Below are 13258 nucleotides of genomic sequence, written 5' to 3'. Positions count from 1 at the left end.
GATGTCAAGAGACATCGGGAGGGGTTCCGCGTTCTTGGGCGAGCGCCTTGCTCCGTTCCCAGAGAAGTTCCAATTCGGCAAGCTCCGGAGGATTTCCGGGCGGGCGGGTGCGCAGTTCCTCCTCGATGAACTGCACGCGGGAGCGGAAGCGCGCGGCGGCCCCGCTCAGGGCACACTCGGCGTTGATGCGCAGATGGCGGGCCAAATTGACGACGGCGAAGAGGAGATCGCCCATCTCCTCTTCGATTCGCTTCGGATCTCCTTGTGCCACCGCTTCCTTCACCTCGACGAGTTCCTCGGCGATCTTTGCCTTGGGTCCATCCCAGCTCTTCCAGTCGAGGCCGAGCTTTGCCGCCTTGCTCTGGTACTTCTGGGCGCGAAGGAGGGCGGGAAGCTCTCGAGGAATCCCATCGAAAAGGCTTTTCCGCTCGGGTTTTTCTTCCCGCTTGCTTCGCTCCCAGTGGACGGTAACTTCCTCCGCGTTCTTGGCGCTCGCTTCCCCGAAGACATGGGGATGGCGCCGAATCAGCTTTTCGGAGAGGCCTTCGGCTACCTCCGTGAAGGAGAAGTTCCCCTGCTCTCGCGCGATCTGGGAATGAAAGAGCACATGGAGCAGGAGATCGCCGAGCTCTTCCTTGAGGTCTTGCGTCGAGTTCCGGTCGATTGCTTCCAGGACTTCGTAGCATTCTTCCAGGAGCTGGCCTTTGATGGTCTGGTGGGTCTGCTCCCGGTCCCAAGGACAGCCGTCGGGAGCCCGGAGCCGGGCCAGAATGGCGTTGAGCCGGTCGATGACGGGATCGGAAGAGGAGGCGTTCACGGGAGAGGGATCAGCAAGAGGTTCTTAGGATCGGCGGTGCCCAGGCCATATTCGACGGCGGTCTCGATGTAATGAATCATGGGCTGAAAAGAAGGAATGTGCGCGCCGATACGCCAACGGTCAACGCGGCTCGCGAGAAGGGAGTCGATGGCGACCGGATCTCTGCTTAGGTAGATCGCTCCGAGAGGATAGGTATATTCCGGGGAAAAGTCGGGCCCCCCGGCATATTGGGCAATGAGTGCATCCATGACGTGGAGGACGACCTTGCTGCGCACGAAGGGCCGATCCAAGATCTCCGCTATGGCGGGATCACCCCAATTGCCCCCCTCTCCCTCGAAGCGGCGGGTGTTGTCGACCATCCCGAAGGCGAGGGACGCGAGGCTTCCGTTGAAGCCGACGCCGCTATTGTCGGTACAGACCGGCACATTGATGATCTTGGTGCAGATCTGAGTCAGCAGCCGAGCGTAGTAGGACTTGTTGCTGACCTGGTTCTCCAGGCTTCCCGCCGACACCCCTTGGCCATACATCTGCGCGACGCTCTGCTTCTCGCCGCGTTTTTGCGCTCGTTGGCCCTGGCCGCGGCCGGGTTTGATTCCCTGAAAGGCGAGATCCCCCCAGATCAGGCGACCCAAGACTTCGTTTACATAGAAGACATGCTCATCGAAACCTGTTTCCGGGATCACGGAGCGGACGTGGTAGGGCGCTCCCTCGGGACGAGGAAAATATTCGGCTTCCCGCAGGTCGTCTTCCAATTTATCCCAGACGACGATCTGGTACGCGGGAACTCCCGCCTCTGCCAGGCTTTCCGCGATGGCCGCGACGAGAGACTTGCGGCTCGACATCACGGGACCGCCGGATGCGGAAATCTTAATCCCCACGACGTCGCGGGGCGTGATGCCGATCCCTTTGGTCCAAGCGCTCTTCACCGATGTCTGTTTCGTGTATTCGAGGAGGGCGTCACGAAACATGGTCCGAACGGATGCGGCATCGACCGTGAAATTGTGGACGACGCCTGGCCTCTCGACGATGACGACGGGCGAGCCGGCGGCGGGCGCCTCGGGCGGAGCCGCAAAAAGCAGCAGCAGGGGAAGTAAGCGGAAGAGTTGCCCCATGGGTTTCGGGTATGCCTTGCGTTTCACCACGATAGTGGATTTATTCCAGCGGAATGGGGACGCCGGCGTTCCGAGAGTTCGTGGAAGCGATCCGTGCCGCGAGCGACATTGTGGAGGTCATCGGCAATTATGTTCCTCTAAAGCGAGCGGGCTCCAAATACAAGGCTCTCTCTCCATTCAATTCGGAGCGGACGCCTTCTTTCTTTGTCGATCCTCAGAAGCAGGTATTCAAGTGTTTCAGTAGCGGCTACGGGGGAAGCGTGTTCGACTTCGTGATGCAATACGAACGGCTCGACTTCCTGGGAGCCCTGCGCCTGTTGGCCGAGCGGGCCCGCATGGAGATGCCCGCGAGCTTTCGGAAGGAGGCGGGTGCGCCCTCGGCGCGCGAGCGTCTCTTCTCCCTCCACCAAGCCGTCGCGGACTGGTGGCGCGAGCTCTTGTGGAAGGCGCCGGAAGGAGAGCTCTGCCGCCGCTATCTGGAGTCCCGTGCCATCGCGAGAGAGATCGCGGAGACATTCGGAATGGGATATGCCCCGAATCGATGGGATGGCGTTCTCCGATGGGGTGCCGCGCACGGCTATTCCGTAGAGTTTCTGGTGGAGGCCGGACTTGTGGTTCTCGGAGAAAAGGCTCGGCCCTACGACCGGTTTCGCGACCGGCTGATCATCCCGATCGCCGATGAGGCGGGGAGGATTGTCGGCTTCAGCGGCCGGAGCGTGGGATCCGAAGAAGCGGCTCCCAAGTATCTCAATTCTCCCGAGACCCCGATTTTTTCGAAAGGAAGGATTCTCTTGGGAATGGATCGAGCCAAGCGGGCGATCGCCCAGGAGGGGAGAGGGATTCTCTGCGAAGGGCCGATGGATCTGATCCGCTGCCATGCCGCCGGCTTCGGTAACGTCGTTGCCGTGCAGGGGACGGCGCTCACGGAGCACCACGCGCGGCTTTTGCGCAGGTTTGCCGAGGAGGTGATCGTCTGTTTTGACGCCGATCGGGCCGGGGAGAGCGCTGCGGTACGGGGATTAGCCATTCTGACGGAAGCGGGACTCGATGTCCGTGTTGCTTCGCTTCCGGCTGGGGAAGATCCGGACAGCTTCCTTCGAGGGGGCGAGGCGGCAATCGCGAGCTTTCGGGAGACCTTGCAGCGGGCGCCCGCTTATCTTTCCCACCTTCTGGATCAGGCCGCTCGCCAAAACGACCTGACTCATCCCAGAGGACGAAGCCAAGCGGTCCAATCGATGGCCGTCTGGCTCGCCAAGATCCCCGATCCGATCGGTCGGGAGGCCGTCGTCCTGGATGTGGCGGTTCGCCTGGGTGTTTCGCGCAGCTCGCTAGAGGAGGCGATTCGGAGAACAGGAACGACAGGCAAGGAACACGGGATGCCGTCAAGCGCTCCGCCCGTGCAGCGGAATGCGGTTCTGACGGAACTCATCTGGCTGCTCTGCGAAGTGCCGGCGATCTTGGAGAGAGCGCGTGCGGAACTCGATCTCCGGTGGTTGGAGGAGAGCGAGGAGGGAGGGCTGGTGCGGAAGATTCTGGTGTCGGGTTCGGATCCGGAGACTCTCTTTCCGATCCTTTCCGAAGAAGAACGAGGTTATGTTACCGGGCTGTTGCTTCGTCCTCCCCCCGTCGATCTTTCGATTGTTCCGGAAGAGCGGTGGGTAACGCTCTGCCGCCGTCTCGAAGTTTTCTGGAAGCAGAAGCGTATGCGCCTTCTCGAGGAGCGGGTCCGTGCCGGAGGAGTAACCCTGGAGGCGCAAGCCGCGCTGAGGGAACTCGTTGACTTGCGGAAGAGTCTCGATTAACCTTCTTCACTTTGTCTTTCCTTGGCCTTTTTGTAGTTGTCGAAACCCCGCAACGAGTCGAGCATGACCATGCCGCGCAATCCAAGAACTAAAAAAACCACCCCATCGCGTACTCCATCCTCTTCCTCTCCCGCTCGTCATCTCACTGAGTCCTCTTCTGCCGTTTCCACGCTGAGCAAGGTTCACGCCTCCGAGGAAAACGGTCGGCACGCCGAGCCCGTCTCCGTCTCTCCGGCCGCTCTCGTCACCGAGGGGCCGCAGTTGGCCAAGAAGCTCGCGGAGATCTGGTCCGACGAGCCTCTACGGCAAGAAAAGCTGCGGACCCTCGTGAAGCTCGCCAAGGAGCAGGGTTATCTCACCTTCGACGACATCAACGAGGCGTTGCCCGATTGCGTGCCTCAACCCGACGTCGATCTCGAGGCCGTCATCGCGTTTTTGCGGAGCCTCGAGATTAACGTCATCCGGAGTTCGGAAGTCGACCGCCAGAAGAGTACTGCTCCGGCCGACACGGCGGTAGTTCACGAAGAAAAGGAGACCAAGCTCGACATCCTCGACGACCCGGTGCGGATGTACCTTCGGCAGATGGGGCAGGTACCCCTTTTGACCAGGGAAGAAGAGGTGGAGATTTCCAAGCGAATCGAGACCGCCGAGCTCATGGTGCAAAAGTGCCTCCACAGCTTCGGGTTTATCGCTCGGGAATATCTGCATCTGGCCCGGAAGCTCGAGCAGGGAAGGGAACGATTCGACCGGCTCATCCAAGACAAGCATATCGAAGGCCGCGAGGCCTACATGAAGGTCTTGCCCACGATCATGAGCAAGCTCGAGGAGAAGATCGAGGAGACCGATGCACTTTACGCCCGGTTGAGCGCATTGCCGGATGGCGCCAAGGAGAGGCCGAAGTTGGTCAAGGAGCTCGAGAAGCAGCATCTGGCTCTGGAAAAGATTTTCCGTCGCTTCTACTTCAAGCAGAAGGTCGTCGAAGACCTAGTGCAAGTCAGCGAGGAGCGCTTTCAGGAAGTATGCCGGTGGGAGAGCGAGAGGAAGCGGCTCCGTGCTCAGGGGCGCGGGAGCAGGACGTCCGAGGCGCTCGTGGCGGTAGAGGAGCAGCTGCATGAGTTTCAGAAGCAGGCCCACGCCGGTGTGGAGGAGTTTAAGAAAAGACATAACGAGCTCAAGAAGTGCCTGCATCAAGCCATGCGGGCGAAGACCGAGATGGTCGAGGCCAACCTGCGTCTGGTGATCTCGATCGCGAAAAAATATACCAATCGCGGCCTCTCCTTCCTCGATCTCATTCAGGAAGGGAACATGGGCCTGATGAAGGCCGTGGAGAAGTTCGAATACCGACGCGGCTACAAGTTTTCGACCTACGCAACCTGGTGGATTCGTCAGGCGATTACGCGGAGCATCGCCGATCAAGCCCGCACCATCCGGATCCCGGTGCACATGATCGAGACGATCAACAAGCTCATGCGGGTGCAGAAGCAGTTGATTCAAGAGCTGGGCCGCGAGCCGAATCCGGAAGAGATTGCCGACGAGATCCAGCTGAGCGTCGATCGCATCCGGGCGATTCTCAAGATGGCGCAGCAGCCGATCTCTCTCCAAAGCCAAGTCGGGGAGAGCGATGACACCACGTTTGGAGACTTTATCGAGGATAAATCGGCGGAAAACCCCTCCGAAATGACCGCCTATTCCTTATTGAAGGAAAAGATCCGAGACGTTCTTCATACGCTGACCGAGCGGGAGCGAACGGTGATCGAGCAGCGATTCGGGCTGCTCGACGGATATCCTCGGACCCTCGAGGAGGTCGGCCGTCAGTTTCGCGTCACGCGGGAGCGGATCCGCCAGATCGAGGCAAAGGCGCTTCGGAAGATGCGCCATCCAACCCGGCTACGCCATCTCGAAGGCTTCCTCGAGGCGGATCGAGGCTTTTAGATTTTCCGGAGTTGTGTGCGGAACATTCCCTCTTGGCAAGGGACTGACTGCGGGAAGAAGGTGTTTTGTGGAATCCGAAAAGATGGATGCGAAGGCGCGGCGACAGGATAAGAATCTCGATCTGGCGCTCCAGACGATCTCGAAGGAATATGGCGAGGGGGCCATTCTGCGTCTGGGCGATGATCGGGCCCGTCTGCAGATCGAAGTCATTCCTACCGGATGCTTGGTGATCGATCGGGCGCTCGGGGCAGGGGGCTTCCCGAGAGGTCGCGTCGTCGAAATTTTCGGTCCGGAGTCGTCGGGAAAGACGACCCTCGCTCTCACCATCGTGGCTCAGGCGCAGAAGCTGGGCGGAGTCGGGGTCATCATCGACGTGGAGCATGCGCTCGATCCCCAGTATGCGCAGCGCCTGGGCGTCAACATGTCCGAACTGTTGATCTCTCAGCCTGACTGCGGAGAAGAAGCACTCACCATCGCGGAGACCTTGATCCGCTCCAATGCGGTGGATGTCATCGTGGTCGACTCGGTGGCCGCCCTTGCTACGCGAGCCGAGCTGGAGGGGCAGATCGGAGACGTTACCGTCGGTGCACAGGCGCGATTGATGAGCAGCGCTTTGCGGAAGTTGACCGCCCTGATCAGCAAGGCAAAGACGATCTGTATCTTCACCAATCAGCTCCGAGAGAAGATCGGGGTTATGTTCGGGAATCCCGAGACCACTCCGGGCGGAAGGGCTCTCAAATTCTACGCTTCGCTTCGTGTCGACGTGCGTCGGATCGGACAGCTGAAGAGCGGCGATGGAACGGTCTACGGAAACCGGACGAAGATGAAGGTAGTGAAGAACAAGATCGCTCCTCCCTTTACCGAGTGCGAGTTCGACATCCTGTATAACGAGGGGATCTCCCGAGAGGGATCACTCATCGACCTTGGCATCGACCAGAGGATCTTGGACAAGCGTGGCGCCTGGATCTACTTCGAGGGGACGCAGATCGGTCAGGGAAGGGAAGCGGCCGTCCAGGCGATCAAGACCAATCGGGAACTCGCAGCCCGCATCGAGGCGGCTGCTCGTGCGAAGGTTTTCGGTGTCGGTAACGGCGAGCCGGTCAAGCCGGCGGAAAAGCCTGCAGCCTCTTCCGCAGCCTCGTAAACCGGACATCAGCGGGCGAGCCGCCTCGCCTATTCCGAGAGTTCGCTCAACTGAGCTTCGAGGCGGTGGATCGCCGTTTCGAGTTGCACCGCCTGCTCTTTCCAGGCTTCGAGCTTTTCCGCAGGAACCCGAGCGGAGACCGCCGGATTCTCCAACCGTTCTTGGATCGCTTTCCAGTTGCGGGAGATCTTCTCCTTTTCGCTCGTCAGCCGCTTCCGCTCGACCTCGAGATCGAGAAGTCCCTCCAAAGGCAAGTAGAGCTCTCCCAGGACGGTCAGGACCATGGGAGCCTTGGGTGGCGGACCATCGACATCGGTGATTTCGCTTGCGTTCGCCAGCGCGCAAAGCACGTTCCTCTCGGCCTTCGCCAGGGGTTCTTCGGCTCGGAGGAGAAAGGGCACCTTCCGATTGGAAGGGATGCCATAGGTGGAACGGAGATGACGGCCGCGCTCGGCCGCCTGATAGATCGCCCGCGCTTGGAGAGCGGTCTCTTTCCGTTCACCCAGCCGCTCGTCGAGCTTCCGCGCTTCTGCGGCGGTGAACCAGCCCGCAAACTGGATGGTCGAAGGGCCGAGCTCGAGGTGACTCCAGAGTTCTTCGGTCACGAAGGGGCAAAAAGGGTGGAGCAGTCGAAGGATCCAGGAGAGGGCGTAATCGAAGGAAGCGAGAGTCCCCAAGGCGGTTGGGCTCCCTTCTTGGGCAAGATCCACCTTGGCCGCCTCGAGGAAGCAGGCGCAAAAGTCGTTCCAGACAAAACTGTAAAGCAGTCCGGCGGCCTCGCTGAATTCGTACGCGGCGAAAGCCGTCTCAAGCCGGCTGCCGGTTTGGCTCAAACTGGAGAGCATCTCCACGGCAAACGGGGAAAGAGGATTCTCCCAGGGGCGCGCGTTCGCAGAAAGCCGGCCGAAGCGGACTCGGAAGCGGCAGGCATTCCAGAGCTTGTTGCAAAAGTTTCGGCCCTCTTCGATCTGCTTCTCGTCGAAGCGAATGTCCTGGCCCTGAGGGGCGATTCGCAAAAGTCCGAAACGGAGCCCGTCCGCTCCATATTTCTCGATCAGCGCCAAGGGGTCCGGGGAATTGCCCAAGGACTTGGACATCTTTCTGCCCAATCGATCACGGATCAGCCCCGTGAAGTAGACGGCGCGAAAGGGGATGTTCTCCTCTGCGCTCGGGCCGTGGCCGGGCCGAAACTCCAAGCCCGCAATGATCATGCGAGCCACCCAAAGGAAGATGATGTCGGGACCGGTCACCAGGACCGAGGTGGGATAGAACTTTTGCCGGGTAGCAGGGTCCATCGTTTCGAACGCCCAGAGCCAGGAAGAGAACCAAGTATCGAGCGTGTCGGGATCCTGAACCCAGTCGGGACCGGGTGATTCCATCTGGCAGCGATGCGAGCCCTCTCTCCACCAGACAGGGATGCGGTGTCCCCACCAGACCTGGCGGGAGATGCACCAGTCCTGAATGTTCTCGATCCAATGTTCGTAGACTTTTTCCCAATGTTCGGGGAAGAACCGGACCCGGCCTTCCCGAACGACGCGGAGCGCTTCCTCGACTTTTGGGTAACGGAGGAACCATTGCTCGGAAAGGCGTGGCTCGATCGGCACGTTTGCGCGCTCGCTCACCCCCACCGTATGGAGGTAAGGCTCGACTTTAGCGAGCAGCCCTTCTTCCTCGAGGAGGGAAGCCGCCTTTTTCCGTGCCTCGAAGCGGTCGAGGCCGTCGAGCGCAGGAACGGCGGGGCAGTGGATCCGGCCGTCCGGGTGCAGGATGTCGACGATGGGCAAGTCGTGCCGCTGCCCGATTTCGAAGTCGAGCTTGTCGTGAGCCGGAGTGATCTTGAGGACGCCGGTGCCGAAGGCGGGATCGACCGCCGGATCCGTCAGGATCGGAATCGGGCCCCGGGGGAATGGCCGGATGGCCCGCCGGCCGATCCATTTTCGATACCGGTCGTCTTCGGGATGCACCGCAAGGCCCGTGTCTCCGGGAATGGTCTCCGGACGCGTGGTGGCGACGGTAAGAAAGGAGCCTGGCTCTCCCTCGATCGGATAGCGGACGAAGTAGAGACTCGACTGCTCTTCCCGCGGAAGGACTTCCTCGTCGGAGAGGGCCGTCAAGGAAGCGGGACACCAGTTGACCATCCGCCTGCCCCGGTAGATGAGCCCCTCTCGGTAGAGAGCAACGAAGGTTCTTTGAACCGCCCGCGAATAGTCCGCATCCATCGTGAAGCGTTCCCGAGACCAGTCGGCCGAACTCCCGAGCTTCTTGAGCTGCTCAACAATGATCCGGCCATGGGTTTCCCTCCACTCCCGCACAAGCGTGAGGAATTTCTCCCGGCCCAGATCTCTGCGGCCGATTCCCCTCTGCTTTCGGAGCGAGCGCTCCACCACCATCTCCGTTGCTAAGCCGGCATGATCTGTCCCTGGGAGCCAGAGCACCTCATACCCTTCTAAGCGAGCCTTGCGGGCGAGGACGTCCTGAATGGCGTTGTTCAGGACATGGCCGAGAGTCAGCACCCCCGTGATGTTGGGAGGCGGCATGACGATCGAAAATGCGGGCTTGGATGAGGCCGGGTCCGCACGATAGTTTTCGTCGCCGAGCCACCGAGCGTAGAGCAGTTCGGCAACGGCTTTCGGCTCGTACGTTTTCGAAAGGTCGGACATCTTTTCCCTATATCGTCTGCCGGCTGCTTTGGCCAGCGTGGACGAACTCCCGAGCCGGTTAAAAAGCTTCGAAGCCGGTTAAACGGTTAAAAATTGCGCGGCTTCCAGTTGGGCGCGGCAAGCTTACCCGAGCCATGATATTCGAAGAGTTTGCTGATCGGGAAGAAAACAGCCCCTACGGGGCCGCGAATGTTGACCCGCGCATCCGCTTCCAGGTTGTCGTGCAGGAAATTGTAGTTCCCTTTGCCGATGATCGTGAAGGCAACGCTGGCGATGTTGAACTGCTGCGTGGAGACTTCGCCGTTTCCCACGACAAAGTGGGCGTGTGCCTGATCGGCTTTGGCCATGGCGAAATCCGGAATGATTGTGCTCATGTTGGTGGAGAGACCTCCTAGGAAGGGGATTGAGAGAATGTAGCCGTCCTGGACGTCAAAATCGCCATCACCGGTCAGCGAGGGGAGATTGCCGACGAAGCCGGATAAGTTGAGATGGAATTTCAGGGGGCCGGAGCAGGTCTCGACATGGTAGAGACCCGACATGAGCTTGTGAAAGTTGCCATGGTCGAGGTCAAACACGCAGTGAAAGGGGGAGCCTGCGGGTGGCGGTCGAAGCGTCACCTGAAAGATTCCATGAAGGGGTCCTTCGAAAAGGGAGGATTGGTCGACCTGCACCGTGAGTTCATTGCGGCGGAGAAGGATGCGACCCTTCGGAGAAGCGATGGGAAAATTCCGCTCAAAGAGAACGTAGTTGAGCACGGAATCCGACTGGACCTCGACCCTAAGGTCGCTGACCGGATTCTTGCTTCCTTCGTTGAGGTCGACCCGCCCGCTCACCTCGAGTCGGGGGGGGCTCTCAAAACGGTAGGGTTGCACATAGGCCGGAAACTTATCTCCCAGAGCCGGTGCGCAGGCGATCACGTCAACTGCAGAGGATAGATCGTGAACGGTCACGATCTTATGGCTGAAGTCGTTCTCGAAGTTCCCCGAGACCGTTCCCTCGGGGCGGATGGCCTTGAAATGAGAGAAATGGAGGGTGAGGTCTTGAAATCCGATATCGGATTGCACCGAGCGAACCGCGACTCCCCGGTAGGAGCAGTTCTTCGCTAAAAAGCTACCCTTTACCGACCAATTCTGCGGAGAAGACAGGCTTCCGCCCGTAATCTCTCCTCGTGCCCAGGGGGGCTCCTTGGGGAAGGAAAGCGATTCGAGGAAGCGGTCGGCGGCGGGGCCGGCCACCCCGAGGAAGAGAGTCGGATCGATAGTAGACTCGGCCTTGAGGCGCAGCTTGGGCGGGGAAATCTCGTAGAGGAATTCCGCATCAACCTTTCCCGTGGGGGAACGGAGCTTTGCTTCGGGGACGAAGAGTCGCGCGCCGTCGAAAGCGACAGGAACCGAAAGCTCGTCGAACGGGTGGCTCCGATAGCGGAAGTGATGCCAATGGAGGTCGGCGGAGACACGGAGGAAGCTCCCGGTCGATCCCCATTTGGTGGTCAGCCGCCCGCTCAGACTGGGGAGATCGAGAAAATGGAGGTCTTGGATAACGGCGGCAACCTTGTCCGGCAGCGAAGGACGGAGTACGGTGGGATCGGCATTGCTGAGAAATTCGACGAAACCGGTCTGTTGCGGCAGATCGGCCTCTCCCCAAAGCGAGATCTCGCCCCTGGGAAATCCTAAGTGCAGTTCTTCCAGGTGGAGGATGTGTCCGGCCAGCCGCAGATCTCCCGATAGGCGCCCCAGGGGAATTTCCCGCCAGGAAAGCGGAGAAGAGAGGATCCTGCAATGGATGCTGGCTTCCGCAGGGTCCTTGGTGGCCAGGGAGAGGTCGACCTCGACGGGGATCGGCCGCTCGGTCTCGATCTCATCCACCGTCGCGAGGATGCGATGCCAAAGGAGGTCTGTCGTCTCCTGCTTTTCGGGAAAGGGAGCGGGGAAGGAGGGGTAGCCATTGAGCAGGATGCGCCCTTTGAGCAGGAGCTCGAAATTGAGGACGCGGGCGCTCGCGTGCAGCACCTCAAGGGCGCCCGGGACAAAGTTGACCCGGGCGGAAACTTGGGAAAGCTCGACTTCGCTCTGCGGGGTGATCGGGAGGTAGATCGTGGCGTTATGAACGGAGGCACTCTTGATCCAAGGCTTGCCTTTCCACCAGGCAAGCCAGGCGACGGAGAGGCGTACGCGATCAATCTGCAGCCAGACATCCTGCCGATCCCGGTTGCGGAAGACGGCGACCCGGCTGGCGATGAGATGGCCCAACGGATCGAGAGAGAGATGGCCTACGGAGATCGTGATGTCGCGCGACTCGAGTTCCGCCAGAAGGACGTTTTTGATTTGCGTGGGAACTCCGTGGAACCGTAATAGGAGAAAGGCGGCGATGAGAAGCGCCGAAAGCAGCCCAACTGCGGCAAGAATAAAGTGGCTGGCGATTCGGGCGGCAAAACCGGAAAGGAGCCGCAGGACCGATTTTCGAGAGGGGGGTTGCTGCTTCCTGATCTTTAGCCTTCGTGACATGGACTGGTAACTGCTCTCGCGGCTGCGTGTCGGTTCGTTTTTCTTATGACAGAAGAACCCTTAATGGAAAAGCTTGTTGCTCTGTGTAAACGTCGCGGTTTCGTCTATCCCTCCTCCGAAATTTACGGGGGGCTGAACGGCCTCTGGGACTTCGGCCCCATGGGAGTGGAGCTCAAGAGAAATATCAAGGAGCTCTGGTGGCGTTCGATGACCCAGTTGCGCGACGATATCGTGGGTCTCGATGGTTCGATTCTCATGAACCGGGCAGTCTGGAAAGCGAGCACGCATGAGGAGCAGTTCGTCGATTGGCTGGTCGACTGCAAGAGGTGCAAGGCGCGCTTTCGTGTCGATCAGATGGCCGATGCCCGCTGCCCCCAAAAACCGTCCAAGCATCCAGGAGAATGCGGCGGGGAGATGACGGAGCCGAGGAGATTCAACCTCCTTTTCCGGACCTATGTCGGTCCCTTGGAAGAGGAGAGCGCGCTGACCTATCTCCGTCCGGAAACGGCACAAGCGATGTTCGTTCAGTTCCGTAACGTGCTCGAGACCTCACGCAAGAAGATCCCGTTCGGCATCGCGCAAATTGGAAAATCGTTTCGCAATGAGGTGAATCCGCGAAATTTCCTCTTCCGTTCGCGGGAGTTCGAGCAGATGGAGGTGGAGTATTTCATTCGTCCGGGGACCGGTCTCGAAGAGCTGGAGAAGTGGAAGGAGGCCCGACTGGCCTGGTACGAGTCGATCGGGCTCCCGCGGCAGCAGATTCATGTGCGGGACGTCCCCGAGGGCGAGAGAGCCTTCTACTCGGAAAAGACCTATGATTTGGAGTACACGTTTCCCTTTGGGCGCCAGGAACTCGAAGGGGTCGCGTACCGGACCGATTTCGACTTGCGCCAACATGGAGTCGCCAGCGGCAAGCCTCTCGAATATTTCGACGAGGAGACCGGGCAGAAATTTGTCCCCCATGTGATCGAACCGAGCGGAGGAGTCGATCGAACGTTCCTGGCGATTCTCTGCGAGGCTTATGACGAGGAGGATGTGGTTGCCGAGGGAGGGAAGGTGGAAAAACGGGTCGTCCTCCATCTTTCTCCTCGCGTGGCGCCGATCAAGGCCGGCGTCTTCCCGCTCCTCAAGAACAACGAGGAGCTGGTCCGAAAGGCCCGGGAGGTCGCCGACCTCTTGCGGATGCAGCTGCGGATTTTCTACGATGAGAGCGGTGCTATCGGCCGCCGCTATCGCCGTATGGACGAGGTGGGTACACCGTTTGGCGTGACGATCGACTTCGAAACC

Annotated in this window: 8 protein-coding genes; 4 read left to right on the top strand and 4 right to left on the bottom strand. The window is 59.9% G+C overall.

Features of this window, described 5'->3' with window-relative positions; all coding sequences use genetic code 11:
* Window positions 1–4: 4 nt before the first annotated feature.
* Window positions 5–817 carry a nucleoside triphosphate pyrophosphohydrolase gene (gene mazG / locus MAMT_RS02890; RefSeq protein ID WP_142659477.1) on the bottom strand — a complete coding sequence of 271 codons (813 nt, stop codon included), beginning with the start codon at window positions 815–817 and terminating at the stop codon, window positions 5–7.
* Window positions 814–1956 carry a DUF362 domain-containing protein gene (locus tag MAMT_RS02885; RefSeq protein WP_246186492.1) on the bottom strand — a complete coding sequence of 381 codons (1143 nt, stop codon included), beginning with the start codon at window positions 1954–1956 and terminating at the stop codon, window positions 814–816. The genes mazG and MAMT_RS02885 overlap by 4 nt, the downstream gene beginning before the upstream one ends.
* 26 nt (window positions 1957–1982) lie before the next feature.
* Here MAMT_RS02885 and dnaG point away from each other — a divergent pair, with 26 nt between their 5' ends.
* The 3 genes from dnaG to recA all read left to right on the top strand — a co-directional run bounded on the left by dnaG (window position 1983) and on the right by recA (window position 6807).
* Complete coding sequence (gene dnaG, locus MAMT_RS02880) at window positions 1983–3731, top strand: DNA primase (protein WP_142659475.1); 1749 nt, start codon at window positions 1983–1985, stop codon at window positions 3729–3731.
* Window positions 3732–3800: 69 nt separating this feature from the next.
* Window positions 3801–5663, top strand: a complete 1863-nt coding sequence (gene rpoD, locus MAMT_RS02875) for an RNA polymerase sigma factor RpoD (RefSeq protein WP_246186491.1) — start codon at window positions 3801–3803, stop codon at window positions 5661–5663.
* 82 nt (window positions 5664–5745) lie between these two features.
* Window positions 5746–6807 (top strand): recombinase RecA, encoded by a 1062-nt coding sequence (gene recA / locus MAMT_RS02870; protein ID WP_142659554.1) that lies wholly within the window; start codon window positions 5746–5748, stop codon window positions 6805–6807.
* A gap of 29 nt (window positions 6808–6836) precedes the next feature.
* Here recA and MAMT_RS02865 read toward each other — a convergent pair whose 3' ends face one another.
* Window positions 6837–9467 (bottom strand): valine--tRNA ligase, encoded by a 2631-nt coding sequence (locus MAMT_RS02865; protein WP_142659471.1) that lies wholly within the window; start codon window positions 9465–9467, stop codon window positions 6837–6839.
* An 86-nt stretch (window positions 9468–9553) separates the two neighbouring features.
* The gene (locus tag MAMT_RS02860; protein WP_142659469.1) at window positions 9554–11971 is read right to left on the bottom strand and encodes an AsmA-like C-terminal region-containing protein; all 2418 of its coding nucleotides are present in this window, start codon (window positions 11969–11971) and stop codon (window positions 9554–9556) included.
* Between the two features lie 63 nt (window positions 11972–12034).
* Here MAMT_RS02860 and MAMT_RS02855 point away from each other — a divergent pair.
* Window positions 12035–13258: glycine--tRNA ligase (locus tag MAMT_RS02855; protein ID WP_142659467.1), on the top strand; the 1224-nt coding region annotated here is incomplete at its 3' end.

The organism is Methylacidimicrobium tartarophylax, assembly GCF_902143375.2.
In the GTDB taxonomy this organism is placed as follows: domain Bacteria; phylum Verrucomicrobiota; class Verrucomicrobiia; order Methylacidiphilales; family Methylacidiphilaceae; genus Methylacidimicrobium; species Methylacidimicrobium tartarophylax.
Note: the sequence above shows the minus strand (reverse complement) of the source record. Positions and strands in the feature narration are given on the sequence as shown.

What these genes read in the sequence shown, in the direction of transcription:
- recA (WP_142659554.1), top strand. Translation starts at nt 5,746, where the DNA reads ATGGATGCGAAGGCGCGGCGACAGGATAAGAATCTCGATCTGGCGCTC.
- dnaG (WP_142659475.1), top strand. Translation starts at nt 1,983, where the DNA reads ATGGGGACGCCGGCGTTCCGAGAGTTCGTGGAAGCGATCCGTGCCGCG.
- rpoD (WP_246186491.1), top strand. Translation starts at nt 3,801, where the DNA reads ATGCCGCGCAATCCAAGAACTAAAAAAACCACCCCATCGCGTACTCCA.
- MAMT_RS02860 (WP_142659469.1), bottom strand. Translation starts at nt 11,971, where the DNA reads ATGTCACGAAGGCTAAAGATCAGGAAGCAGCAACCCCCCTCTCGAAAA.
- MAMT_RS02865 (WP_142659471.1), bottom strand. Translation starts at nt 9,467, where the DNA reads ATGTCCGACCTTTCGAAAACGTACGAGCCGAAAGCCGTTGCCGAACTG.